Below are 25,664 nucleotides of genomic sequence, written 5' to 3'. Positions count from 1 at the left end.
GGGTTGCGTGAACCTTGCGGGGCGATCGTTGTTTCAGCGCGCTGCGTGAAGAGCGAGCAGTGCCACGGCGATGAACTGCAGGGCGCTACCGAGAACCAGCAGTGCATTTCGCAGCCGGTGACCTGCGATGCGCGCAGCGCAGAGTTGAATTCCAGCACCGGCCAACAACCAAAGGAAGGTCGAAGCATGCAGCTGCGCCATTCCTGCACCGATGGTGTTCAGCAGCGCACTGGCAATCATTATCCCAGCGGCACGGCCGTCCAGGGCGCGCAGCAGCGGTGGCGTTGGGTGCGGGGTTGCCGCCCGCCATGCCGCCAGCCCATGCAGCGCGGCATGCACGGCAACGAACAGGAACACGGCCGCCGCTGCCGCGGTGCTCGCGTGCCGATACGTTGAAGCCACCAGCGCAAGGCCGGGCAGCAGCAGAAACAACGCGCCGAACAGCCGCATCAACACGCCAGCGCGCTCGATATCGGGAACTGTCCGCAGCCAGCGCGGCCAGTGTTGCAGGCCGGGCGCGCGGCCAGTGCGCGGGCGGCGATTCCATGCGGCAGCGGTAAGCGCCGGCGAATTCCGTGGTGGCACAGTGCGCGTGGAAGAGGACGGTGGAGGAGCTCCCTGGATCACATGCAGGCTTCCTGTCAGATCGGAACGCGGTGGCACGGCAGGTGCCACACCCCGATGCTGTCCAGCGAACATTGCCGCAACCTTGCCTGTCCTCGCTGCCGGCCACGCATGGACAGGTGCCAGTTACACAGGTGCATGCGATGTGTTCAGTGCTCCAGCGGTGGCGTGCTGGTCACACCCGGATGCAATGGAAACTCGACACGGATCAATGCACCACCGCCCGGCGCATCCAGAATCGTGACGTGGCCGCCGTGGCGGTCGATCACCTGGCGCACCAGGTTCAGCCCCAGGCCCGCGCCCGTCTGCCGCGGCCGCAACCGATGGAAGGGTTCGAAAACGCGTTCGCGCTGTTCGACCGGTATGCCGGCGCCGTCGTCCTCGACCTCCAGGCAGCTGCCCTGAACGCGCACGATGATCTGGCGTCCGCCATGTTCGGCAGCATTCAGTACCAGGTTGGAAATTACCCGCTCCACTGCGCCGGTCTCGCCGAGCACCGGGAAATGCGATTCCACCGCGACGGCTACGGTCTTGTCCGACTGGATCAACAGCGGCGCCAGATCGGCGGCCACCCGTTTGGCCACCCGCGCCAGGTTGATGGTTTCCTTCGGCCCGTCTTCGTCCATGCGGTGCAGATCCAGCAGCTGCTCTGCCAGCGTCGCCAACCGCGCCACTTCCACGGCCAGGCTGCGCGAGGTGGCGTCGTCGGCCGCATCGACCTTCACCCTCAGAATCGCAATGGGCGTGCGCAGCTCATGCGCGGCGGCGGCGATGAAGCGGCGTTGCCGTTCGTGCCCCTCGTCCAGCCGCTCCAGTGCTTCATTCACCGCCGTCACCAACGGAGCGATCTCCACCGGCACAGCGGTTTCTGTCAGGCGGACACCGCGGCGGCTGGCGGAGATGTTGCGGGCTTCCTGGGCGATGCGCTCCACCCCGGCCAGGGCCCGTCTCACGATGATCGGTGTCAGGACGATGGTGGCCAGGCCCAGCAGCAGGAAGATCGGCAGGGTGATGATGTGTGCCGCCAGCGCCATCTGCCAGGTCAGCGTATCGGTTTCGCCATGGGCCATGATGGTCAGCTTGCCGGCCGGCCCGCTGTGCTGGCGGACCACGACTGCCAGGCCATCGCTGCGATCCCGCCCGCGCAGGTCGCCAAAGGGGATGCCATCCAGTGCGCCTACCAGCGAGGCATAGGCCGGCGGCACAGGCCCGAACGTTACGTGGTGGCCGTGCTCATCCTCGGCGATGAACCATGCACCGGGAACGATCTTCAGCAGTTCGGCCAGTTCCGGCGTGTTCTGCACGTACAGTTCGCCATTGCGGTCGCGGTGCACCGCGTCGGCAGCCACCGGCGCGAAGGTCTGGATGGTGTAGTAGCCACCGCTGTCGGCACGTATCAGCACCATCAGCAGCGCGAAGAACGCCACCAGCAACGCCAGCAGCTGATAGATCAGCGTTTTGACGATCAACGGGCGCTTCAGCGATGGACGACGCGCCATTACTTGGCTTCCCGCATCAGATAGCCGACGCCGCGGATGGCGTGTATCTCTACTCCTGCATCGGCATCGGCCAGCTTGCGGCGAAGGCGCGAGACATGCGAATCGAGCGTGTTGGAATGGATGCCGTCATCGAATCCATACACTGCCATCTCAATCGACTCGCGCAGTACGGTGCGGCCCAGCCGCCGGGCCAACGTGGCCAATACACGTATCTCACGGCGCGGCAGCTCCAGCCGTTGCCCGCCCACGCTGGCCTCGCCCGATGCCGGATCGAACACCAACCGGCCGATGCTCACCAGTTCCACCTGCATGCCGCTCGGCCGGCGCCCGGCAGCGCGGATGCGGGCGAACAGCTCTTCGAGTGCGAAGGGCTTGGCCAGATAGTCGTCCGCGCCCTCATCCAGGCCGGCGATGCGGTCCGGCAGCTGCCCCAGCGCGCTCAGCACGATGATCGGCACCCCGGGGTTGCGCTCACGCAATAGCGGAATCAATCCCAGGCCGTCGCCGTCGGGCAGGGTGCGGTCCAGCAATACCAGGTCGTGCGATCCGCAAAGGGCCGCTTCGCGGGCGAGCGCCAGCGTGTTGGCCAGATCCACCACGTAGCGCTCGCGCTGCAGGGCGGACTTCAGGGTAGCGGCCAGTTCGGCTTCGTCTTCAATCAGCAGGATGTGCATCGGCAGGGCTTGCGCAGGAAGGGGGCGTGGCGGGGCGGTTCGGCACGCGCCGGCACCGTATTACAGGAACATTGCGTGAACATGGCGTGCCTTCCCGATGTCCCGCAAGGCTGTAATGACGCGGGAAAGACCGCATGGGCGCAAGGTTCGCGCAATCCGGGCACTCCAGCCTTGGCGCCCTTCCGCTGATCCCCAACCCCCTGGAGTACCCATGAAGTTGTTCGTTCCGTTGTTGTTCGTGGCCGCGCTGAGTGGCTGTACCACCGCCAGGATGACCGTTAGCCCCGATGGCCGGCGCGGTGTCTCCATCGACTGCAGCGGCTCCAGCTCCTGGAGTGGTTGCTACGAAAAGGCCGGGCAGATGTGCCCAGGTGGCTATGTGGTCTTCAGCAAGGATGGCGACGACGGCAACGCCATCGCGGTGGGCAACAAGAACGGCTTCACCTCCACCCAGATGGCCACCCGCTCGATGCTGGTGGCCTGCTCGCACTGATGCCGGGAGGGGAGGTGGGTTGCCACCTCCCCCTGCCATCATGGTTCGCAACCCTACGTCAGAAGCTGTAGGCCGCCTGCACATACACCCGCCGTGGCTCGCCCGGGAAATGCCCGTTGCGTTCGATGAAGCCACTGGCCGCGTACACCTTGTCGAACAGGTTCTTGACGTTGGCCTGGAACTGCCACTGCCTCCACGTGGTCTTCCAGCTCATGTCGAACACGGTGTAGGCCTTGACCGTCTGCCCATCCAGGCTGACGCGCTCGCCAACATGATCCGCGCCCAAGCCGATGGCGGAGTTGATCGCCGGCAGGTCATAACGCGTCCACAATCCCAGCTTGTTGCGCGGCGCATTGGCGAATCGGTCGCCGGCGGCGTTGGTGATGCCATTCGGGCCGGCGTCCTTCACCCGCGCATCGTTGTAGGCGTAGGTCAGGTTCAGCACCCAGCGCTCGCTGAGGTCGGCCAGAAGGTCCAGCTCCATGCCGGTACTGCGTACCAGGCCCAGCGCGGCCAACTGGTTCACGCCACCAATCACCTCGCCGGTGGCCTGCACGATGTTGCTGCGGTCGATCCGGTAGGCCGCCATGTTCAAGGTCACACGGTCGGCCAGCAGGGACTTCATGCCCACTTCCCACTGTTTGCTGCGTTCGGCATCGAACGGTCCGCCAGCGGCCGGGTTCTGGTTGGCGGCACTCTGCGGCACGAAACCACTGGCGACGTTGGCGTAGACATTCAGGCCCTCGCGCACGGTGAACGTGCTGCCCAGCCGCCAGCTGAGATCGTTGCCATCCACGCTGCTGCCACCCATGCGGTCCTCATCCTTGAAGCCATCCCAGCGCAGTCCGGCCAGCACATGCCAGCGTGTACCCAGTGCCAGTTCGTCCTGCAGGTAGCCGCCATAGCGCTTGCTGCGGGTGGACGTGCTGCGCCAGGGCAGGGCCGCCAGGTTGTAGTCGTGCCAGGTACTGGCGCCGTACACGGGATTGAACAGGTCGATGCTGCGCACCGGCCCGGCACCACGCGCAAGGTCAGCGCTGTTCGCGGTCTGTGCGGTGAAATCCGCATCCAGCTGGTACACATCGGCGCCGAACAGCACCTTGTGCTCCACCGCGCCGGTGGTCACCCGCCAGACTGCATTGCCGTTGGCAGTGAATGCTTCGTTGTCGCGGATCTGGTTGCGCAGCTGGCGGGTCATCCACTCGGCCACGCCATCGCGGTCACGATCGATCAGGCCCATCGGCTCGTGGTACATCTGGTGTTCGTTGTTGCTGAACCAGCGGGCGGCGAAGTCCAGGTCCAGCGTGTCGAGCGGCGCGAAGCGATACTGCGCCAGTGCCACCTTGGCGCGCATGTCGAGAAAGTCGCTGGCCTCGTTGTGGTTCCAGCGGCGGTCGGTCAGGAACGTGCCTGCATCGTTGACCGGCACGCCGCGCAGACGGTTGCCACCAAGGTTCTGGGTGATGTCGGTGAACTGCAGCACCAGTTCGCCGGTCTGGCCGACGTCGAAGGCCAGCGAGGCATCGCCGATCACGCTCTCGCTGTCGGTGTTCCAGCGCACGCCCTTTTCATTGTCGGCATAGAGCCCGGCGCGATAGCGCACGCTGCCGGCGGCATTCAACGGCCCGGTACCCTCGATCGATCCGGCACGGAAGTCCTTGTCGCCCAGCTGGACCTCGATGCGGCGCTCGGCAGCGGCTTTGGGCTTGCGGGTCACGTAGTTGATGACACCGCCCGCATCACCCCCGCCATACAGCGCACCTGCCGGGCCCTTCAGCACCTCCACGCGCTCGATGTTGAACAGCTGCGGCACCGAGAAGCCTGCATAGGGATCGCCGCGCAGACCGTCATACAGCACGTTCTCCTGGCGGAAGCCGCGCAGGGTCACCCCGGCATAGCTGAAATAGCTGATGCCGCTGATGCTGCGATAGAGATCGGTTACCTGACGCGCCGCCTGGTCGTCGATCAGTTCACGCGGGATGACCTGGATCGACTGTGGGACCAGCTCCAGCGGTGTATCCGTGCGGGTGCCGACCGCGGCATCGTCCACCCGGTACAGCGTCTGTGCACGCCCGCGAACCTCGACCTTGTCCAGGTCCTTGGGCGCGGCAGTAGGGGGCTCGGCAGCATGGGCAAGGGGCGCCAAGGGCAGAGCCAGTGCCAGGTACAGGGCGCGGTGCAGGGGCGTAGGAAGGGGCATTGGGGAGAGCTTATGTTTCTGCAAATGAGAAAGATTAGCATTTGCAACACTTCGAAACCTATCCCCCGAATGCGCTATGGACGCGCGCCCGGGTCCGTATATGGGGTGCCCGCCAAGGCCACCAGTACCCCGGTGGCGCCGCGCACGATCAGCTGCAGCATGGCCTCGCGCGGGTCCTTGCCCTGCAGTTGGCTTGCCAATCCTTTCTCATAGGCCGCCACCATTGACGCCAGCAGCATGGCCGCGCCCAATCGCGCTTCGGCATCATGTTCGGGCCGGCCGGCAGCGGCGGCCATCAATCGCGCCAGATCGTCAGTCAACTGCGCCTGCAGCCGTCGCGCGTGCGCGACCAGTACCGGGCTCTCCGCCACGGTGCCCCAGAAGGCGGCAGCGCCGGCATTGATGCGCAGCAGTGGATGGCCAGCCTCCAGCAACTCGCGCACGAGTGACTGGAAGGCCGCCAGCGGAGTCATTCCGCTGCGCGCCATCATGCCCTCGCGCAGCAGCGTGCGCGCCTCCTCATCGCGATCGAACACCAGGTCTTCCTTGCTGGCGAAGTAGTTGAAGACTGTCTTGCGTGAGACGCCCGCGGCTTCGGCGATCTCGGACATGGAGACGGCCTCGAAGCCCCGCCGGATGATCAGCTCGGTGGCGACGTCCGAAATCGCTTGTCGGGTCTCGGCTTTGCGCTGCTCGCGACGGCCAGGAGGCGGGGTCATGGGCGGTTCACTTGTGAAAACGTACACCGAGTGTAACATTCGGTCCGCCAGAGCGCCGACCCGGCGCTCACAAGGAATCTCCATGCTGTACGACGTCGTCATTGCCGGTGCTGGCCCGGTTGGCTTGTTCCTGTCCTGCGAACTGGCCCAGGCCGGGTGTTCGGTGCTGGTGCTGGAACAGGCCGGGTCCGCTGGTTCGCCGTTGAAGCGCCTGCCATTCGGGCTGCGCGGCCTGAACGCCCCCACGCTGGAGGCACTGGATCGGCGCGGCCTGTTGGACGCGGTCGCCGCGACACAGGTGCTCAAGCCCGACAAGGGCGCGCCGCCGCCCGGCACCGCCCATTGGCTGGCACAGCCGCGGGCGTTGGGCGGCCACTTCGCTGGCATTCCGTTTGCGTTGGACGACGTCGACCGTACGCGCTGGAGCTGGCGCCTGCCGACGCCAGTGGGCACGCAGATGGCGGTGGAGCTGCAGGCCCTGGAAAAGGTATTGGCTGAACGTGCGATTGCGCTGGGTGTCTGTATCGAACGCGGGCGAGCGGTAGAGGCGGTACAGGCCGGCGAGACGGAGGTGGTCATTGAGACTGCTGGCGGAGCCGTGCGCGGTCGTTGGCTGGTCGGCTGCGACGGTGGCCGCAGCACCGTGCGAAAGCAGTGTGGTTTCAGCTTCGTCGGCACCGATCCGGAATTCACCGGCCATTCGCTGCTGGTTGAACTGGAAGATCCGTCGGTGCTGACACCTGGCCGGCAGTACACCGCGCAGGGCATGTGCAATTTCAATCCGCCGGGCGTGCTGGCGCTGGCCGATTTCGACGGAGGTGCCGGTCATCGCACGCAGCTCGATCTGGACGCTGCGCAGGCCCTGCTGCGGCGTGTGTCTGCCCGCAACGTGACCATCACCGCGCTGCATCTGCACAGCACCTGGACCGATGGCGCGCGCCAGGCCAGCGCCTATCGCAACGGCCGCGTGCTGCTGGCAGGCGACGCTGCGCATGTGCATTCGCCACTGGGCGGACAGGGCCTGAATCTGGGCATTGGCGATGCGATGAACCTGGGTTGGAAACTGGCCAGGGTGGTACGCGGTGATGCCGATGTGGCGCTGCTGGACAGCTATCACGCGGAACGGCATCCGACGGGCGCCAAAGTACTGGACTGGTCGCGCGCGCAGGTTGCATTGATGCGTCCTGGAGCCGGTTCGCGCGCGTTGGCGGCGGTGATGGCCGATCTGGCTGGCACCCGTGATGGCGCTACCTATCTGGCCGAGCGAGTCTGGGGCGTGTCGCAGCAGCTTGATCTGGGCGATGGCCATCCACTGGTCGGTCGCAGCGTGCCGGACTTCCTGCTGGCCGATGGTCGCCGCATGGGAGAGGTGCTGAGGACGGGGCAGGGCGTGTTGCTTGTGCTCGATGAGAACGGCGCTTCGTACAACCCCGTCGACCGTTGGCGGCAGCCGTTCACCCGCATTGCCTCGGCGGTGGACGATGCGCTGGGCCTGGGGGCGGTACTGGTGAGGCCCGATGGAATTGTTGCGTGGGCCTGCGATGCGGGAGGCGATGAGGCAGGGTTGCATCAAGCGTTGCAGCGTGGGTTCGGACTGCCGGAGGCTGGCTGACCGCAGCGCGGAGGCGCAGCCGATGTGGGCTGCGCCGGGTGCGGTTACAGATCCTTCTTCTTGCCGCTCAGGTCGATCGGCCTGTCACTGCCCTTGCGCTCGCTCGACCACACTTCCATGCTCTTGTTGCAGCGGCTCTCGCGGGCAGCCACTTCGCGCGGCAGGTCCTTCAGATGCGGCGACTCCTGGCAGGCCTGATGCATGTTGCTGTCGTCATAGGTGGCACAGGCGCTGAGCGAGGCCAGGGCAACGGCGGTGAGGGAGGCGCGAAGCAGGGGCTGCAGGTTCATGGGGAGGTCTCGGGTGGTGCCGGGCTGGCCATGGCATTCAAATCTGTGACCACGGGCGCGCGCAATCCGCCCAATCGCACTTGTTATTCTGTAACAGATGCGCGATAGTCCGGCGCCTGCTGCTGTCAGGCGACGCAGATCATCAGCATCATGCTCAGCGCCAGCATCAGCACGAATACGCGCCGGCTCAGCGCAAGGCAGGCCAGGCAGGCGGCCAGTGCCCAGGCAGCCAGCAGCGCGCAGGCCAGCAGCCACAGCCCGATCACCATCAAGGATCCACCCGCCAGTGCGGACAGTGCGATCGCCTTGAACAGCGTCACGCCCAACACACTGCCGAGTACACCGGCCTGAAGGGCGATGGCATCGTGACGGGCAGGGGCGGGTGGGTGGTGCATGTCGGCGGCGTTCGTTCGCTGCAAGGGAGGCGCAGCCACTGTGCCCGACCGCATATCCACGCCATGTGTTTTTCGCGCACGCGATGCGCAGCCGGCGCAGGCTTCAGTCGAACTCGCCCTCGGCCGACTCCAGCCGTTGCCGGTAGGCCGCCCGATGCTGATACAGGCGCTGGCACTCGGCGGACCTGTGGATCCGGCTGGCCGGTTCGTTGGCCACGGCGTCGCACATTCTTGCGATGTGGTTGTTGGACGCCAGTTCGGTCACAAAGAACACGGCGGTGATGCCGGTACCGAGCAGCACGACGTAGAGCAGGCGGCTGAGCCAGCGCGTGCGCTTGCGCTCGAAGTGCTGCTGGAGGGTCAGGTCGAAGCGGATGATGCTGAGCACGATCCAGATGATCGCGACCAGGAAGCAGAGCGTGGGCAGCAGGCCACGCCAGAGCCCGGCCTCGTAGACCGATTCGTTGTAGTGGACGGCCGCGCCGGCACCGGCGATGGCGATGGCAAGTGCCCAGTTGCGGCCCAGCGAGAGCAGGTCGTCGAGCAGCTTCTCGCGGTTCTTGGTCGATCCTGCTGCCACGTGGCTTCCATCTCCAAGTTGCGACCGGCGGCGGAGTGCCGCCGATCCTGCAGATGGTGGAGCATCGCTGCGGTGATGAGAAGTCCGCGCGGCTCAATGTGCGATGGCGCGGGCGCCGATCCAGCGCCGGTAGCGGCGGGTCCGGCACTTTGCGGCCGCCTGTGCCAGCAGCAGTGCCCATGCCGGTGAGATACCGGGCGCGGTGGGGCGGTGCCGGCTCAACCGGCCCAGCTGATACTTCACTGCGGCCATGTGCGCGCTGGCCGCCAGCGGCTTGCTGCGCCAGTTGATGTTGCGCAGTGTCGGCACCGGGTCGCGGCCCTGCTGCCAGTGCTGCGGCAGATCCGGCTCGATCGCCAGCGCGGTGGCGATGCCGGCCATGGCCACGCCGCTGGCCAGCACCTGTTCTGCCACTTCGCGGCGGCGGATGCCGCCGGTGACCATCAGCGGCATCGTTGCCACCGTGGCGATCTCGCGTGCGAATTCGAGGAAGTACGCTTCGCGGGCCACGCTGCGTTCGTCGCGTGCGGCGCCGGTCATGGCCGGTGCTTCATAGCTGCCGCCGGACAGTTCGACCAGATCCACGCCGAGGGGCGCCAGCATCTCCACCACGGCGCGCGCGTCCTCCGGCGAGAAGCCGCCCCGCTGGAAGTCGGCGGAGTTGAGCTTCACCGCCACCACGAAGGTGGGCGCCACGGCCGTGCGCACACCCTGCACGATCTCCAGCAGCAGGCGCGCGCGGTTGTGCAGGCTGCCGCCCCAGCGGTCATTGCGTTGGTTCGACAGCGGCGACAGGAACTGGCTGAGCAGGTAGCCGTGCGCGGCATGGATCTCCACCCCGCTGAAACCGGCGCGCTCGGCCAGCTCGGCACTGCGGATGAAGCGCGCGATCACCGCGTCGATGTCGTCCTCGGTCATCGCCTTCGGCGGTGCGAACTGCTTGGACAGCGCGCCCATCTGCAAAGCAACGGCTGACGGCGCGAGCGCGGGTTGGCCGAGTGCGGCAGGCATCTGCCGCCCCGGGTGATTGATCTGCATCCACATCTGCGCGCCCCGCGAGCGGGCAGTGTCCGCCCAGGCGGTGAAGCGGTCGAGGTGACGGTCGTCTTCCAGTACCACGCCGCCCGGCCCGGTCATGGCGCGCCCATCAACCATCACGTTGCCGGTGATGATCAGTCCGGCGCCACCGTCGGCCCAGCGCTGGTACAACTGCAGCAGCGCCTCAGAGGGGGCGTGGTCGGCGTCGGCCATGTTTTCCTCCATCGCCGCCTTGGCGATGCGGTTGCGGATGACGGCACCGGAGGGTAGTGCCAAGGGCGAGAACAGCGGCATCGGACAGCTCCAGGACAGGGGAATGGCGCTACGCTAACCTTCAAGTTTGATTGAAGGTCAACAGGTTCCGATGTCGAGGATTCAGGCAGATGAAGATCGGTGAGCTGGCCCGGCGCACGGGCCTGGCGGCGTCGCGCATCCGCTTCTACGAAGAGGCCGGGTTGCTGGTGGTCCAGCGGCAGGCTAACGGCTACCGCGACTACCCGGAGCAGGCGGTGCTGTTGCTGGAGCTGATTACCGGTGCACAGCGCGCCGGCTTCAGCCTGGAGGAGATACGCACCCTGCTGCCGCCAGACATGGGCCAGTGGCAGCACGACGCATTGATCACGATGCTGCAGCAGAAGGTGGCCGACATCGAGGCGCTGCAGTTGCGGCTGGCACAGAGCAGGGCCCATCTGCTGGCCCTGATCGAGGACATCCAGGCACGGCCGGAGGGCATCGACTGCGCGGCCAACTCGCGGCGGGTGCTGGACCGCGTACAGCGCGGTGAGTTGGCGCGACCGACGTTGGCGGCCGGCGATACAGCGTTGCTGCGGCCGGATCGCCGCCGCCGCGCGGGCAGCAGCTGACGATCCGGCGCGAAGGTCAGCGGCTGCCCGCGCCGGCTGCTTTGCGCTTCCTGTCCAGCATCACCGCCACCCACCACAGCAGCAGGCCGCCGATCGCGGTGGCCGCACCGACATAGCCGGTGCTGGCCGGGCTGAAGCCGGCGCTGATCGCCATGCCGCCCAGCCACGGGCCGAGCGCATTGGCGGTATTGAAGGCGGCGTGGTTGGAGGCGGCGGCCAGTGTCTGTGCTTCGCCGGCCACGTCCATCAGGCGTGTCTGCAGCACCGCCGCCAGCGCGCCCATGGTGCCGACGGTGATGATCATCGGGCCGATGGTCCACACCGATTGCGCGGCCAGCGGATAGAGCAGCAGCATCACGATCGACCACAGCAGCACCACCGCGGCGGCCTTGAAGTGGAACTTGTCCACCAGCCAGCCACCGGCGATGTTGCCGATGATCGCGCCGATGCCGAATACGCCCACCGCCAGCGGCATCCACGATTCGGCCACGCCGGTGACCTGCACCAGGGTCGGCGCCAGGTAGGTGAACACGCAGAACATGCCGGCGAAGCCAACGGCGCCGATTGCCAGCGCCAGCCACACCTGGGTGGTGTTGAAGGCACGCAGTTCGCGCATCGGCGAAGTGCGTACTTCGTCCGGGTCCGGCAGCAGGAAGCGCGCGATCATCGTCACGGTGGCGATGGCCAGCAGGCTGACCAGGGCAAAGGCGGTGCGCCAGCTCAGCTGCTGGCCCAGCCAGGTGGTCAGCGGATTGCCGACCAGGATCGCAATCGACAGGCCCAGCAGCACCCGCGACATCGCCTGGCCGCGCTGGCCGGCCGGGCTGATCGCCGCCGCCACCAGCATCGCCACGCCGAAGTAGGCGCCATGCGGCAGGCCCGCGACGAAACGCGCGATCAGCATCGTGCCGTAGTTCGGTGCCAGTGCGCTGGCCAGGTTGCCGACAGCATAGAAGCCCATCAGCGCCAGCAGCAGCTTGCGGCGCGGGAAGCTGGCGCCGACGAAGGCGAGGATCGGCGCACCGACCACCACGCCGATGGCGTAGGCGCTGATCAGGTGACCGACCTGGGTTTCGGAGATCGACAGGCCGCGGCTGATCTCCAGCATCAGGCCCATGCTGGCAAATTCACTGGTGCCGATGGCGAAGCCGCCCAGGGACAGGGCAAGAATGATCAAGGTGCGCTGACGGGGCGTCAGCCGCGCAGCCAGGGAAGAGTTGGGGCTCATGCGGGGGCGCGATGGGGGCGGGGAGCCGGGCATTGTACTGCTGCACCGCAACAGCAGCAGCCACGCCGGGGGTAAATCAGTGTTTGATCGATGGGATTGCGGCACGCCGGGCATGGGCTCGGTGCTGCAGCGCGTGCGGCCCCCTGTTGCCGGCCTCCTGCATGTGATGACGACACGGCGGTCGGCATGATGGGCGTGCAGGGGCTGTGGAGTGCTGGAACAAGGAGGATGTCGATGCAGGAGTTCAGGCATGTGCTGGAGACGCGTGGCCGCTATCAGCTGGTAGCGGTGTCCTACGCGCCGGTGTACGCTCCGGGCGATGTGGTCGGCCATGCGGTCGTCGCCGACGATGGGGATCGTCTGACCGACCTGGTATCACTGGCCGAAGCGCGCCAACTGCTGTTGCAACGGGTGCGTGAAGAGGGCGAAGAGCCCGGGCTGGAGAACGAAAACCACCTGCGGAAGAAGGCGTCGCGCTGGCGCCGCCGCTAGGCCGTCGCGCCCTTGTGCGCATCATGGAGGATTCGGGTGTTGCCCAGTAAGAAGTATCTGCTCATCGCCATCATCACGCTGGCGACCCTGCTGCTTGGTTTCGTGTTTTCCGGCTACCTGACGTTGTTGTTCCTGGGTCTGGATACCAAGCTGTTCACCTGGAACACCTATTACCAGTACTTCAATGCGCTGGACCAGCCACAGGTCGCGCCCTTCGTGGGCAAGATCAAATGGGCTGGCTACGTGGGCTTCGGTCTGCCGCTGCTGGCCCTGCTGGTGACCGGCCTGGTGCTGCTGCTGAAGAAGGACAAGCGCTCGCTGCATGGCGACGCGCGTTTCGCCACCGGCGCCGACCTGTCCAAGCACGGCATGTTCAAGAAGACCGGCCAGAGCATCGTGGTCGGCAGCCATGGCGGCAAGCTGGTGCGGCTGGACGGCCAGCAGTTCGTGATCCTTGCGGCACCCACCCGTTCAGGAAAGGGCGTGGGCGTGGTCATCCCGAACCTGCTGGAGTACGGCGAATCGCTGGTGGTGCTGGACATCAAGCAGGAGAACTTCGACCTGACCAGTGGCTGGCGCGCCAGCCAGGGCCAGGAGATCTACCTGTTCAATCCCTTCGCCGAAGATCGGCGCACGCACCGCTGGAACCCGCTCAGCTATGTGTCCGATGATCCGGCGTTCCGGGTTTCGGACCTGATGAGCATTGCCGCGATGCTGTATCCGGATGGGGCCGAGGACCAGAAATTCTGGGTCAGCCAGGCGCGCAACGCGTTCATGGCCTTCACCCTGTATCTGTTCGAGAACTGGGACGACGAGCGCAGCAGCGGATTCCCGGGCGGTTCGGGCACGCCCACGCTGGGCGCTGTCTACCGGTTGTCATCGGGCGACGGCACCGACCTGAAGAAGTACCTCAAGGCTTTGTCGGAGCGGTCGTTCCTCAGCGCCAACGCGCGTTCGGCGTTCGCCAACATGCTGTCCCAGGCCGACGAGACCTTCGCTTCGATCCTCGGCACCTTCAAGGAGCCGCTCAATCCCTGGATCAACCCGGTGCTGGACAAGGCCACCAGCAGCAACGACTTCCTGCTTACCGACGTGCGCAGGAAGAAGATGACCATCTACATCGGCATCCAGCCGAACAAGCTGGCCGAGAGCCGGCTGATCATCAACCTGTTCTTCAGCCAGCTGATCAACCTCAACACCAAGGAACTGCCCAAGTCCAACCCGGACCTGAAGTACCAGTGCCTGTTGCTGATGGACGAATTCACCTCGATCGGCAAGGTCGAGATCATCGCCTCGGCGGTGTCCTACATGGCCGGTTACAACATCCGCCTGCTGCCGATCATCCAGAGCATGTCCCAGCTTGATGCCACCTACGGACGGGAAGTGTCACGCACGATCATCACCAACCACGCGCTGCAGATCCTGTACGCGCCGCGCGAGCAGCAGGACGCCAACGACTACTCGGACATGCTGGGCTACACCACCATCCGCAAGAAGAACGTCACCCATGCCCGCGAGAAGACCCACAACTTCACCGAGGAGCGGCGCGCACTGATGCTGCCTCAGGAGCTGAAGGCGATGGGGCCGGACAAGGAAGTATTCCTCTACGAGGGCATACCGCATCCGGTGAAGTGCGACAAGATCCGCTATTACAAGGATCGCTATTTCACGTCGAGGCTGCTGCCGAAGGTCGACGTTCCGATGCTTAACGTCTAATTCACGTCGCTAAATTTGTGACGTGGATTCATATTCACTGACATGAAATCGTGACCTGAGTCAAAAATTCGGCATCTGTTCATAGATTTTCAGACTTGTCTGACATGGAATTGACGCGTGGTTGTGTAACTCTGTGTTCGTCATCCAGAAGTGTGTGCTGGATGGCAAAAGTTGTAACGCAGGGTGGCCAGGAGTTTGTGCCATGGAAACAAGGATGGTTTCGACGTTGGTGAGGGTGTGCGGGTGTGTCGTCGGCAACGTCTGGCGGCCCCGCGACCTGGTTGGCAGCTTTCGGGCTGCAGGGGAGCCGGGGCAGGTGTGCTGCATGCCAGCGCGTCTCCCCGATTCCGGCGTGCGCCATGCAGCGCCGGACGACCAGGGAACCAACGCTCGGGACTGCTTTTTCGTACGTCAAAGTGAAGCCCGTATGAATCAGGCGTTTATCGCGAAAATCTCCATCGCCGCAGTCGCGGCGCTGATGGTGGCAGGGTGTGCCACCAAGTCCGCCCCCGATTTCGGTGGGCGCTGGAAGCCGGTCAATCGCTTTGCCGTGGCGACGACCGAGATCCCGCTGTACTCCAGCTACGTCTACCAGGCCTCGCCGATGGATGGCACGCTCAAAGCCATGCTCGAGCGCTGGGCCAAGGATTCCGGACGAACACTGGACTACCGCCTCAACTCGGACTTCACGCTGTATGGCGCGGTCTCGAAGATCGACACCACCAATGCACAGCAGGCTGTGATCGATCTGACTTCGGCGTATTCGGCGCAAGGCATCTCCGTCTCCATTGTTGGCAACCAGATCGTTGTGCAGAGCGCTGGCTCGACGCCCACCGCGTCGGCGCAGGGCGCTGATTCCAACAGCGGCACCTGAGTCCACCTCGAAACCATCGAACGTGCTGCTCCCCGCGCCTGTCGCAGGGGCTCCATGCCCATTGATGTTTCAGCAGTACGGAAGAATCCATGTTCCGCAAGAAGGATCCCGGCAACAGTCCCAAGGTCGAGCAGTCGGTCGCCAAGGCGGTCAGCTACGAGATCACCGTGGCCGACATGGCGCGTCGCAGCGAGCGGCGCGCGTGGTGGGTCGCCACGGGCTCGTTGCTGATGTCGCTCGCACTGGCGGGCGGCTACTACTACATGCTGCCGCTGAAAGAGAAGGTGCCGTTCCTGGTGATGGCCGACGCGTATACGGGTACCGCGACGGTCGCGCGCCTGAGTGGCACGTTCCAGGGCGAGACCATCACCAGCAACGAAGCGATCAATCGCAGCAATGTCGCCCAGTACGTGCTGGCACGTGAATCGTACGACTCGGCGGTAATGGGCCTGCGCGACTGGGAGCTGGTGTTCGTGATGTCCACCGATCCGGTGGCGCAGTCCATGCGCGTGCGCTATGCCGGCAACAACCCGCAGAACCCGTTCGTGATGTATGGCCGCGAGCGCGCCATCCGGGTCAAGATCCTCAGCATCACGCCGCTGGGCGCCGAACCGAACGGCAGCTTCCGCGGTGCGTCGGTGCGCATCCAGCGCAGCCTGTTGGACAAGCGCACTGGCGTTGCCACCTACCTGGACAATCAGCTGGTGACGATGCGCTTCGGCTACAACCAGAACCTCGCGCTGTCCGAGCAGGATCGTATCCTCAATCCGCTGGCCTTCCAGGTCACCGAGTATCGCGTCGACAACGACTATTCCCGTGGCGTCCCGGTGCCGGATGACGGCGCCATGCAGGCGCAGGCGCAGCAGGCTGCACAGGCCGCGCAGCAGGCACAGGGCGTCTACGATCCGAACAATCCGGCTGCGGCCACGATGATCGATCCTGCCACCGGCCAACCGGTCGCGGCTCCGGTCAACGGCCAGGTGCCGGGTCAGGCGATGCCGGGCCAGCCCGTACAGGGTCAACCCATGCCGGGTCAGCCGGTGCAGGGGCAAGTAACGCCGGGGCACGCCATGCCCGGACAGCCGGCCATGAGGCCGGCGCAGAACAATTCCACCGGAACTGCTGATGGAGCAAGCAACCGATGAGTAGTCGAAATATCAGGGGAAGCGCGCTGGCGCTGCTGTCGATGTTGTCGCTGTTGTTTTCAGCAGCAGCGATGGCGCAGGCGGTGGACCACTACGAGTACGAGAAGGACCGCATCTATCCGGTTCGCACCGGCCTGGGCCTGACCACCCAGATCGAGTTGAGCCCGAACGAGAAGATCCTCGACTACAGCACCGGCTTCAGCAGTGGCTGGGAGCTGACGCGCCGCGAGAACGTGTTCTATCTCAAGCCGAAGAACGTCGACGTCGACACCAACATGATGGTGCGCACCGAGACCCATTCCTACATCTTCGAACTGAAAGTGGTGGCCACCGACTGGCGCCAGCTGGAACAGGCCCGCCGGGCAGGCGTGCAGTACAAGATCGCCTTCGTCTATCCGAACGACACCGTGTTCGGCGTCGCCCAGGAAGCGGTCGAGGAAGAGGCCAAGCCGCTGTTGAGCTCTGAGCTGGCCAAGGATCGCCAGTACAACTTCAACTACTCCTATTCGACCAGCAGGGCGAAGAAGATGGGCTGGCTGATCCCGGTCAACGCCTACGACGACAGCCGCTTCACCTACCTGAAGCTACCGAACTCGCCGGAGTACAAGACCGGCATCTTCCCGGCCGTGTTCGGTCGTGAAACGGAATACGGTGAAGACTTCGTGGTCAACACCACGGTTGAAGGCAATACGCTGATCGTGCACGGGACCTACCCGTACCTGGTCATCCGCCACGGCGACTTCGTCGTCGGCCTGCGAAGGAACGTGAAGAAATGAGCCAGCAGAACACTCCCGGAAACGACCCGAACAACGGACGCGACGAGAGCCAGAGCCCCTATGGTGCACAAGGTGCCCCGGACGCGCAGTCGAACCCGTACTTCGGCACCACCCAGGCCGAGCCTGCGCCGGATCTGGATGCGGCCGCGCCGCAGCTGCGCTCGGCCGAAGAGCAGCGGCTGAACCGCAAGGCGCTGCTGTTCCTGGGCGGTATCGTGGTGCTGCTGGTGGCGATGGGCTTCCTGTTGTTCCGCAAGGGCCAGGACAAGGACGATGCGCCGAAGGTGCCGGATGTCGCGCGCGCGAGCACGCCAACGCTGCCGGATGCTGTCCAGACCGATCCGGGTCCGGCCCAGGCGATGCAGCCGGTTGACCCGATTCCGATGTTGCCGCCGCCTTCGGAGCCGACCCGTGCGGAACCTGCGTTCAACATGAGCGAGCGTGAAGCACCGCGCGGTCCGACGCTCGCTGAGCGCCGGATGGGGGCATCGGGGAATGGTTTCGTTGGCGCCGGCGACGGCACTGGCAGCGAAGGGCAGGGAGGGCAGGAAGACGAGTTGACCCGCACACTGCGCCTGCAGGCCCAGATGATGGGCGGCCAGCAGAATGCAGCGCCCGCGCGCGTGCGCCGTGGCCCCGACGTGGATGACGTGTCCAATGCCAGCTACATCCGCAGCCCCGATGCGCTGCTGGTGCGTGGCACCTATCTGCGCTGCGTGCTGGAAACCCGCATCATCACCGACATCGCGGGCTACACCTCGTGCCTGGTGACAGAGCCGGTGTACTCGATCAACGGCCGTAATCTGCTGCTGCCGAAGGGCTCCAAGATCTATGGTGCCTACGGCGGTGGTCCCACCGGCAAGCGGGTGGAAGTGATCTGGGACCGCATCACCACTCCGAATGGCATCGACGTGGCGATGTCCAGCCCGGGCGTTGATCAGTTGGGTGGCGCAGGCCATCCGGGCCAGTACAGCGCTCACTGGGGTAGCCGTATCGCCTCGGCGCTGATGATCAGCCTGTTGGCCGACGCGTTCAAGTACGCCGCCGCCGAACATGGCCCGGAAACCACCACGGTGGCCAACAACGGCACGACCATCCAGTCGCCTTATGAGAGCGCCACGGCGCGCACCATGGAGCGCTTGGCCAACGAGTCGCTCAGCCAGCGTCGCCCGCCGACCGTGACCATCAACCAAGGCACCATCGTGAATGTGTACGTCGCCAAGGACGTCGACTTCACGAGCGTGCTGCACCCCCGCCGGTAACCCAACGAACGATCATGGACGCTGAAGTGTCACCCCTCGCCCTCGTCTCCAGCGATTTCCTGCGCTATCAGTACGAAGTGCTGGGCATCGCCGAGTACATGACTTCCCCGGAAGTGACGGAAATCTGCATCAACCGTCCCGGTGAGCTGTACCTGGAAACCCGGGCGGGGTGGCAGCGGGTGGATGTGCCGGGCCTGACCTTCGAGCGGGCCCGGCAGTTCTGCACGGCTGTGGTGAACGAGAGCAACACCGGCCAGCGCATCACCGATGCCGATCCGGTCGTGTCGCTCACGTTCCCCACCGGCCAGCGTGCGCAGTTCGTGATTCCGCCGGCGTGTGACGCTGGGAAGGTGTCGATCACCATCCGTTTGCCGTCCAAGCACACCAAGTCGCTCAGCCAGTATCACGAAGACGGCTTCTTCAATCAGATCCTGGAAAGCGATGGCAGCATCAGCGAGCAGGATCGAGAGTTGCTGGAACTGCGCCAGCAGCGCGAGTACGCCGAGTTCTTCCGGCGCGCGGTGATGTACCGCAAGAACATCGTGGTATCCGGTGCGACCGGTAGCGGCAAGACCACATTCATGAAAGCGCTGGTCAATCATATCCCCGACAACGAACGCCTGGTCACGATCGAGGACGCACGCGAGCTGTTTCTGACCCAACCCAATGTGGTGCACCTGCTGTACTCCAAGGGTGGGCAGAGCACCAGCAACGTCAGCGCAAAGAGCTGCATGGAAGCCTGCCTGCGCATGAAGCCCGAACGCATCATCCTTGCCGAGCTGCGCGGTGACGAGGCGTTCTACTTCATCCGCAACTGCGCATCGGGCCACCCGGGTTCGATCACCAGCTGCCATGCGGGCAGTCCGGAGCAGACCTGGGACCAGTTGGCCCTCATGGTGAAGGCCTCCACCGAAGGTTCGGGCCTGGAATTCAACGTGATCAAGCGACTGTTGATGATGACCATCGACATCGTTGTGCATATCAAGGCGCATGCCGGTTCGCGCTACATCACCGGCATCGACTTCAATCCTGGGCGTGCCCAGGGGCAGGAGGGCTGAAGGATGCTGCCAGGACTGGAGATGATGGCGTGCCCGGAGATGGCCGTATCGATGGACGTGATGCAACATGTCATCAACGTGGAATCGTCGCGCAATCCCTACGCCATCGGCGTGGTCGGCGGAGCGCTTGTGCGCCAGCCCAAGGCATTGGACGAAGCGCTGGCGACGGTGCGCATGCTGGAAGAGAAGGGCTACAACTTTTCCATCGGGCTGGCCCAGGTCAACCGCTACAACCTCGGCAAGTACGGCCTGGATTCCTACGAGAAGGCCTTCCAGCAGTGCCCGAACCTGCAGGCGGGCTCGCGCATCCTGGCCGAGTGCTACAAGCGCTCCGGTGGTGACTGGGGCAAGTCGTTCAGCTGCTACTACTCGGGCAATTTCGAGACCGGTTTCCGTCACGGCTACGTGCAGAAGGTCTATGACTCGATGCGCCGCGGGCAGCAGCTTGCCAGCAATGGGGCTGCGCCGATCGACGTGGTCAGCCGTGGCGAACGCCGCAGCGTAAAGGTCGAGCATCATCCGCAGCTGGCCTCTCCGGCGCAGGCGCGCATCGTTGCGCAGTCGAGTGGTCCGGTGTACGTGCCCTCCGAAGACCCGGCGCGTGCCTATGTCGTGTACCCATCTACCGGTGCGATGGCGCGGGGCAGCCTGCTGAACATCGCCGACCAGGCGCTGTCGAAGGTGGTGCTGGGTTCGGTGGACCGGATGATGCAACCGCAGGCACAGCAGATCCAAGGCGCCGCCTATCCGCAGCAACAGGCCCCTGGCATGCCGCAGCAGCTGCCTCAGCAGGGCGGCGCACAGGCGATGGCCATGCCGCAGCAGTTGCCGGGTGCTGCCGGCGCAAGCAATGAGGGGCCGGTGATGTTGCGACCTTGGAGCGAGCGGAATCTGCCGGTGGCCGGCAATGGCAATTCATACAACGCACCGGCGCAGGCCGCTCCGGTGCAGCAGATTCCCGCAGGGGATGCGGCCTTCGTGTTCTGACGAAGTCGTGGTACGGCCAGTCCCCCGGCTGGCCGATTCAGTTGTGTTAGTCCATCAACAAGGAAATCAATCCATGAAGCGATCCAATCTCGACCTCGTCCAGGCCCAGCGCACGCTGAAAACCCTGCTGATGGCCACGCTCTTCGTTGGCGCACTGTTCGCCCCGCAGGTCTTCGCCAACGGTGCTACCGACTTCGGCGGCACCGACAAGAAGGTCTGCGGCTTCTTCAACAACATCAACGGCCTGCTGAACATCGCCTCGATTGCCGTGGTCACCATCGCGGTGATCTTCGCCGGTTATCAGATCGCCTTCGCGCACAAGCGCATCGCTGACGTCGCCCCGATCCTGATCGGTGGCGTGCTGATCGGCGCCGCCGGCCAGATCGCGCGCATGCTGCTGGGTGATGGCAGCGACGGCAAGTGCGGTGGTGGCACCAGCACCTCCTACCTGATCAACCACGTGATCCAGTACTACAGTGCATAAGAACGTCGTGTTCCGCGGCTGCACGCGTCCAGCGATGTTCCTGGGCGTCCCCTACCTGCCATTTTTCATGGTGGCAGGTGGGTTGTTGCTGCTCAGCATGTACACGAACTTCTGGTTCCTGCTCACCATTCCGGTGGCGGTCTTCATCATGCGGCACATGGCCAAGCGTGACGAAATGATCTTCCGGCTACTGGGCCTGCGCCTGATGTTCAAGCTGAAGGTGCGCAACGTGCAGGAACACGATGGCATGTGGGTGTTCAACCCCAACCATTACCGCGACAAGCCGGCCCGAATGGATTGAGGTCCGGATCCGGCCTGGCGGGCGTCCGCGCCCGCCGGGTCTCTTGAAACTCCTTGGCAGTACCTCTTTGGAAGCAGTCGTATGTTCAGCCCTGACACCTCCATCAGTGAGTTCATTCCGTTGTCGTCGCATGTTGCCCCGAACGTGGTCAAGACCACGGGCGGTGACTACCTGCTGACCTGGCATCTGGAAGGGCTGCCGTTCGTCGGCCGTGAGGAGTGGGAGCTCGAGCACCGCCACAATACGTTCAACCGCCTGCTGCAGACGCTGCGTGCACCGGACTTTGTCAACGTCGCCTTCTGGGTGCACGATATCCGTCGCCGCCGCACGCTGAAGGGCAAGAGCAGCTACAAGCAGCGTTTCAACCAGGATGTGTCAGATCAGTACATGGGCATGCTGTCCTCGCAGCGCATCATGCAGAACGAGCTGTACCTGACCATGATCTACCGCCCGGTGGTGGCGGGTAAACGCTTCGTCGAAAAGTCGGCGAACGTGGACAAGCTGCGCGCCGAGCAGGAGCAGGCGGTCGAGAAGCTCATGGAACTCGCCGGCAACGTCGAAGCGGTGATCCGCGACTACGCGCCCTACCGCCTGGGCATGTATGAAGCCAAGAACGGCGTTGTGTTCTCGGAAACGCTGGAGCTGTTCGGCTACCTGATTAATCGCATCGACGAACCGGTGCCGGTGCTGTCGGCACCGATCAAGGATTACCTGCCGGTCAGCCGCCATATGTTCTCGGCCAAGACGGGCGATTTCGCGATCAATACCCCCAATGGTGCCAATCACTACGGCGCCATCCTGAACATCAAGGAGTATGCCGAGGGGACCTACCCGGGCATCCTCAACGGTCTGAAATATCTGGACTACGAGTACGTCATCACCCATTCGTTCAGCCCGATGGGGCGTCAGGATGCGCTGAAGGTGCTCGACCGCACCAAGGGCATGATGATCTCCTCCGGCGACAAGGCGGTCAGCCAGATCGTCGAGCTGGACCAGGCCATGGATCAGCTGTCGTCGGGCAACTTCGTGCTGGGTGAATACCACTTCATCATGGCGGTCTACGGCGACACGCAGGCCAAGCTTTCGCAGAACGTCGCCTCGACCCGCGCCGAGCTGTCCAACGCGGGTTTCGTGTCGACCAAGGAAGACCTGGCGGTCACCTCGTCCTTCTATTCGCAGCTGCCGGGCAACTGGCGCTACCGCACCCGACTGGCCAATGTCAGCTCGTTGAATTTCCTGGGCCTGTCGCCACTGCACAACTTCGCCACCGGCAAGCAGCACAACAATCCGTGGGGCGACTGCGTCACCACGCTGCAGACCACCAACGGCCAGCCGTACTACTTCAATTTCCACGCGACCCACCCGTCGGAGAACTCGCTGGGTGAGAAGGCGATCGCCAACACCATGGTGATCGGCAAGTCCGGTACCGGTAAGACCGCGCTGATCAACTTCCTGCTCAGTCAGGTGCAGAAGTACGAGCCGGCGCCAACCATCTTCTTCTTCGACAAGGACCGCGGCGCGGAGATCTTCGTGCGTGCCTGCGGTGGCAACTACCTGGCCCTGGAGAACGGTGCGCCGAACGGCTTCAACCCGTTCCAGTGCGAGAACAACGAAGCCAATGTGCAGTTCCTTGCCGACCTGATCAAGGTGCTGGCCGGCAAGCGTGAATACAGCGCCCGCGAAGAAGAGGATATCTACCGCGCCGTGGAAAGCATGCTCGATACGCCGATGCACCTGCGCAGCATGACCAACTTCCAGAAGAGCCTGCCCAACATGGGCGACGATGGCCTCTACGCGCGCATGCGCCGTTGGACATCGGGCAATTCGTTGGGCTGGGTGTTCGACAATCCCGTGGATACCGTTGACCTGAGCAAGGCCAACATCATCGGCTTCGACTACACCGACATCATCGACAATCCTGAAGTGCGCGTGCCGGTGATCAATTACTTGCTGCACCGCCTGGAATCGCTGATCGACGGTCGTCCGCTGATCTACGTCATGGACGAGTTCTGGAAGATCCTCGACGGCGAGGGTGGCCTGAAGGAATTCGCGAAGAACAAGCAGAAGACCATCCGTAAGCAGAATGGTCTCGGCATCTTCGCGACGCAGAGCCCGGAAGATGCGCTGAAGAGCGATATCTCCGCCGCCCTGATCGAGCAGACCGCAACGCTCATCCTGCTGCCGAACCCGAATGCCAGCAAGAGCGACTACATGGATGGCCTGAAATTGACCGAGGCCGAGTTCAGGGTGGTGACCGCCCTGGACGAGCGCTCGCGCTGCTTCCTGGTCAAGCAGGGCCATGCGTCCAGCGTCTGCCAGCTCAACCTTCGTGGCATGGACGACATCCTGTCGGTGATCTCGGCCTCGACCGACAACATTGATGTCATGCATCGGGTGTTGCAGACGGCAGCGGTACGCAATCGCGTCACTGTCGACGAGCTCAGCCCGGAGCAGTGGCTGGAAGATTTCTACAGGAACCGGAAGGGATCGGGGAAGGAACCCCGTTCCGACGCGGCGTGATGGCCGTGCGAGCAGGAGACAGGCAAGTGGACGTCAATCAGAACAACAGGAGTTTCCCCATGAACAACGTCAAGCGTCGGGCCAGCGCCCGCAAGGTACTCAAGCCGATGGCCAAGGTGCTCGGCGTTGCCTTGGCCCTTTCAGCGACCAATGCGGGTGCCATCGGCCCGGTGCAGGAAACGGGTCCTGCGCTTTGGCAGCACATCTGGAACCAGTTCAACACTCTTCAGTCCAAAGTGCAGGAAAAGGCACAGTTCGTGAAGGAGAATACCCAGTGGCTGCGTGACTGGAATCAGACGATCAAGGAATACAACGAGATGCTCGTGAGGGTCCAGGGCATCGTCAATGATTTCGGCCTGCCCGCAGCTACGCCGTTGACGCCCGTACCTCCGAAATACCTGATCGCCGAGACCTGCGGAACCGGTGCCCAGCTCAAGGACCTGATGACGTCGATCGTGTTCAAGCCTGACGGTGACTGGAAGGATCAGCAGACACAGATCTGCGTGAATATTCGCATGATGCAGAATCGCAAGTACAACGATGCGGTTGATTTCATGCAGAAGACCGGCCCATCGATCATGAAGAGCCTGGATTCGATCGCCCAGATCCGGTTTGGTAGCAGTCGCCTTGGTGATATGGAGGCGGTAGCAAACGACTCGTTGCGGACCGCCAATGAAATGAATGCGTCGGTTCAGAATTTTGAGGCGCGTATCAAGGCATATGACGCGTACATCTCGGTGATGGAAGCAAACCAGAAGGTCGTGGCGCAGGCAGCGTTGAAGGGGGATCCGATGAAGAACCTGGCTAGCGATCTGGTCAAGACGGTAGCGCTGAAGACGGCGTTGTCCATCGACTGATGCGTGGAATGGGGCACCTGGGGACCACGAATCCGCGTGGTGCTTCATGCGATAGCGGTATTACCAAGGGAATGTGGGTATGACGATCAGGTCGATTGCCAACTTTGATTTTTCGGGCGGTTTCCAGGATTTGATGGAGCACGCGGTGCGTGTCCAGTCGGTCGGCGATTTCGTGTTCTTCAAACTGATCCTGGACTACCTGCGGGACAAGATCGGCAAGTTTGGTTTCGACCTGATGGACAACATGATGGCGTGGGTTGGCGGTATTGCCCTGACCCTCATGACCTTGTGGGTGTTGATCCAAGGCTATCGCATCGTCACTGGGCGCAGTCGTGACTCGATGATGATCCTTGTGACGAACATGGCTCGCGCTGCTCTGATTGTTGCTGTGGCAACGAGCATGGGCATGTTTGGACGTGATCTTCATGAGTTCCTGACCGAGGATGTAAAGGGACTCATCACCCACGTTGTCACTGGCAAGGATCAGAAGCCGGAGCAGCAGATCGACAAGAGCCTGGCTTGGATGCAGGTGGCGCTGTCCAGCATCGATGGCATCAAGGTCCTCGGGGATCCGGGGCTGCAGGAAGAGAAGACACGAGCCATGTGGTTCATTGGTCTCGGTACGGGTGGCCCAGCCGTGACTGCGGGTTCAATGCTGTTGCTTTACGAAGTTGCGATGGCGTTGTTCATTGGGTTCGGGCCCTTGTTCATTCTTTGTCTCCTCTTCGACCAGACCAAGCAGTTGTTCCAGCGATGGTTGTTCTACGGCATTGGAACCATGTTCTCGATGGCGGTGCTGGCGGCCATGGTGTCGATCGCACTGGACATGGTAATTCGCGTGTCCGCCTCGTTCTGGGTGACAGCGCTTGTGAACAAGTTCCCGCTGATGGGCGCGTCCAGCGACGGCATGACCAGTCAGGCGATGCAGCAGGGCGGCATGGGATTGATCCTGACGACCCTGATTCTGACTGCGCCCC

At 63.9% G+C, this 25,664-nt stretch carries 26 protein-coding genes; 16 read left to right on the top strand and 10 right to left on the bottom strand.

The genetic code is table 11. From position 1 onward, the window contains the following. Nucleotides 1-33: 33 nt before the first annotated feature. The 3 genes from AC13FN_RS16100 to AC13FN_RS16090 form a co-directional block, all read right to left on the bottom strand. Nucleotides 34-450: a hypothetical protein gene (locus AC13FN_RS16100; RefSeq protein WP_482985011.1), complete on the bottom strand. Its 417-nt coding sequence runs from the start codon at nt 448-450 to the stop codon at nt 34-36. A gap of 323 nt (nt 451-773) precedes the next feature. After that, entirely contained in the window at nt 774-2,123 is a 1,350-nt protein-coding gene (locus tag AC13FN_RS16095) for a sensor histidine kinase (RefSeq protein ID WP_482985005.1), read from the bottom strand. Next, nucleotides 2,123-2,797 carry a response regulator transcription factor gene (locus AC13FN_RS16090; RefSeq protein WP_049436683.1) on the bottom strand — a complete coding sequence of 225 codons (675 nt, stop codon included), beginning with the start codon at nt 2,795-2,797 and terminating at the stop codon, nt 2,123-2,125. The genes AC13FN_RS16095 and AC13FN_RS16090 overlap by 1 nt, the downstream gene beginning before the upstream one ends. 211 nt (nt 2,798-3,008) lie before the next feature. Here AC13FN_RS16090 and AC13FN_RS16085 point away from each other — a divergent pair, with 211 nt between their 5' ends. After that, entirely contained in the window at nt 3,009-3,290 is a 282-nt protein-coding gene (locus AC13FN_RS16085; RefSeq protein WP_482985006.1) for a hypothetical protein, read from the top strand. 58 nt (nt 3,291-3,348) lie between these two features. Here AC13FN_RS16085 and AC13FN_RS16080 read toward each other — a convergent pair whose 3' ends face one another. Both AC13FN_RS16080 and AC13FN_RS16075 read right to left on the bottom strand, forming a co-directional pair. After that, nucleotides 3,349-5,490 carry a TonB-dependent siderophore receptor gene (locus AC13FN_RS16080; RefSeq protein ID WP_482985007.1) on the bottom strand — a complete coding sequence of 714 codons (2,142 nt, stop codon included), beginning with the start codon at nt 5,488-5,490 and terminating at the stop codon, nt 3,349-3,351. 74 nt (nt 5,491-5,564) lie between these two features. Then, nucleotides 5,565-6,209: a TetR/AcrR family transcriptional regulator gene (locus tag AC13FN_RS16075; RefSeq protein ID WP_054172028.1), complete on the bottom strand. Its 645-nt coding sequence runs from the start codon at nt 6,207-6,209 to the stop codon at nt 5,565-5,567. A gap of 82 nt (nt 6,210-6,291) precedes the next feature. Between AC13FN_RS16075 and AC13FN_RS16070 the strand changes: the two genes are divergently transcribed. Beyond that, nucleotides 6,292-7,821, top strand: coding sequence for an FAD-dependent monooxygenase (locus AC13FN_RS16070; protein WP_482985008.1), 1,530 nt, complete (start codon nt 6,292-6,294; stop codon nt 7,819-7,821). A gap of 44 nt (nt 7,822-7,865) precedes the next feature. Here AC13FN_RS16070 and AC13FN_RS16065 read toward each other — a convergent pair whose 3' ends face one another. From AC13FN_RS16065 to AC13FN_RS16050, 4 genes are all read right to left on the bottom strand, one after another. Next, nucleotides 7,866-8,111: a hypothetical protein gene (locus tag AC13FN_RS16065; protein ID WP_054172026.1), complete on the bottom strand. Its 246-nt coding sequence runs from the start codon at nt 8,109-8,111 to the stop codon at nt 7,866-7,868. 125 nt (nt 8,112-8,236) lie between these two features. Continuing rightward, on the bottom strand, nt 8,237-8,506 hold the full coding sequence (locus AC13FN_RS16060) for a hypothetical protein (RefSeq protein ID WP_054172025.1): 270 nt from the start codon (nt 8,504-8,506) through the stop codon (nt 8,237-8,239). A 103-nt stretch (nt 8,507-8,609) separates the two neighbouring features. After that, nucleotides 8,610-9,086: a hypothetical protein gene (locus tag AC13FN_RS16055; RefSeq protein WP_197578485.1), complete on the bottom strand. Its 477-nt coding sequence runs from the start codon at nt 9,084-9,086 to the stop codon at nt 8,610-8,612. Nucleotides 9,087-9,179: 93 nt separating this feature from the next. Further along, a complete protein-coding gene (locus AC13FN_RS16050; protein WP_478415063.1) occupies nt 9,180-10,418 on the bottom strand; it encodes an NADH:flavin oxidoreductase/NADH oxidase family protein in 1,239 nt (412 codons plus the stop codon). Nucleotides 10,419-10,507: 89 nt separating this feature from the next. Here AC13FN_RS16050 and AC13FN_RS16045 point away from each other — a divergent pair, with 89 nt between their 5' ends. Next, nucleotides 10,508-10,987 carry a MerR family transcriptional regulator gene (locus tag AC13FN_RS16045; RefSeq protein WP_054172022.1) on the top strand — a complete coding sequence of 160 codons (480 nt, stop codon included), beginning with the start codon at nt 10,508-10,510 and terminating at the stop codon, nt 10,985-10,987. Between the two features lie 16 nt (nt 10,988-11,003). Here AC13FN_RS16045 and AC13FN_RS16040 read toward each other — a convergent pair whose 3' ends face one another. Continuing rightward, nucleotides 11,004-12,215 (bottom strand): MFS transporter, encoded by a 1,212-nt coding sequence (locus AC13FN_RS16040; protein ID WP_180836297.1) that lies wholly within the window; start codon nt 12,213-12,215, stop codon nt 11,004-11,006. A 234-nt stretch (nt 12,216-12,449) separates the two neighbouring features. On the opposite strand from AC13FN_RS16040, the gene AC13FN_RS16035 reads away from it, so the two are divergent. From AC13FN_RS16035 to AC13FN_RS15975, 13 genes are all read left to right on the top strand, one after another. Beyond that, complete coding sequence (locus AC13FN_RS16035) at nt 12,450-12,707, top strand: hypothetical protein (RefSeq protein WP_029379975.1); 258 nt, start codon at nt 12,450-12,452, stop codon at nt 12,705-12,707. 36 nt (nt 12,708-12,743) lie between these two features. Continuing rightward, on the top strand, nt 12,744-14,423 hold the full coding sequence (locus tag AC13FN_RS16030; RefSeq protein ID WP_049436638.1) for a type IV secretory system conjugative DNA transfer family protein: 1,680 nt from the start codon (nt 12,744-12,746) through the stop codon (nt 14,421-14,423). 427 nt (nt 14,424-14,850) lie between these two features. Next, nucleotides 14,851-15,297, top strand: coding sequence for a hypothetical protein (locus AC13FN_RS16025; protein WP_010484845.1), 447 nt, complete (start codon nt 14,851-14,853; stop codon nt 15,295-15,297). A gap of 89 nt (nt 15,298-15,386) precedes the next feature. Then, entirely contained in the window at nt 15,387-16,442 is a 1,056-nt protein-coding gene (locus tag AC13FN_RS16020) for a VirB8 family type IV secretion system protein (protein ID WP_054172019.1), read from the top strand. Then, a complete protein-coding gene (locus tag AC13FN_RS16015) occupies nt 16,439-17,218 on the top strand; it encodes a TrbG/VirB9 family P-type conjugative transfer protein (RefSeq protein ID WP_019338166.1) in 780 nt (259 codons plus the stop codon). Before AC13FN_RS16020 ends, AC13FN_RS16015 begins: the two co-directional genes overlap by 4 nt. Next, nucleotides 17,215-18,480 (top strand): TrbI/VirB10 family protein, encoded by a 1,266-nt coding sequence (locus AC13FN_RS16010; protein WP_482985009.1) that lies wholly within the window; start codon nt 17,215-17,217, stop codon nt 18,478-18,480. Before AC13FN_RS16015 ends, AC13FN_RS16010 begins: the two co-directional genes overlap by 4 nt. Nucleotides 18,481-18,494: 14 nt before the next feature. Then, nucleotides 18,495-19,538, top strand: a complete 1,044-nt coding sequence (gene virB11 / locus AC13FN_RS16005) for a P-type DNA transfer ATPase VirB11 (protein WP_049398229.1) — start codon at nt 18,495-18,497, stop codon at nt 19,536-19,538. A gap of 3 nt (nt 19,539-19,541) precedes the next feature. After that, on the top strand, nt 19,542-20,525 hold the full coding sequence (locus tag AC13FN_RS16000; protein WP_159360323.1) for a lytic transglycosylase domain-containing protein: 984 nt from the start codon (nt 19,542-19,544) through the stop codon (nt 20,523-20,525). 73 nt (nt 20,526-20,598) lie between these two features. Further along, the gene (locus AC13FN_RS15995) at nt 20,599-21,009 is read left to right on the top strand and encodes a TrbC/VirB2 family protein (RefSeq protein ID WP_049436633.1); all 411 of its coding nucleotides are present in this window, start codon (nt 20,599-20,601) and stop codon (nt 21,007-21,009) included. Next, nucleotides 21,002-21,310: a VirB3 family type IV secretion system protein gene (locus AC13FN_RS15990; protein WP_100049996.1), complete on the top strand. Its 309-nt coding sequence runs from the start codon at nt 21,002-21,004 to the stop codon at nt 21,308-21,310. Before AC13FN_RS15995 ends, AC13FN_RS15990 begins: the two co-directional genes overlap by 8 nt. An 81-nt stretch (nt 21,311-21,391) precedes the next feature. After that, the gene (locus AC13FN_RS15985) at nt 21,392-23,830 is read left to right on the top strand and encodes a VirB4 family type IV secretion/conjugal transfer ATPase (protein WP_482985010.1); all 2,439 of its coding nucleotides are present in this window, start codon (nt 21,392-21,394) and stop codon (nt 23,828-23,830) included. Between the two features lie 59 nt (nt 23,831-23,889). Next, a complete protein-coding gene (locus tag AC13FN_RS15980) occupies nt 23,890-24,687 on the top strand; it encodes a hypothetical protein (RefSeq protein WP_054172017.1) in 798 nt (265 codons plus the stop codon). 79 nt (nt 24,688-24,766) lie between these two features. Continuing rightward, on the top strand, nt 24,767-25,664 hold an 898-nt coding region (locus AC13FN_RS15975; RefSeq protein WP_482993497.1), incomplete at its 3' end, for a TrbL/VirB6 family protein.

Source organism: Stenotrophomonas sp. 115C5 (assembly GCF_056861055.1).
Note: the sequence above shows the minus strand (reverse complement) of the source record. Positions and strands in the feature narration are given on the sequence as shown.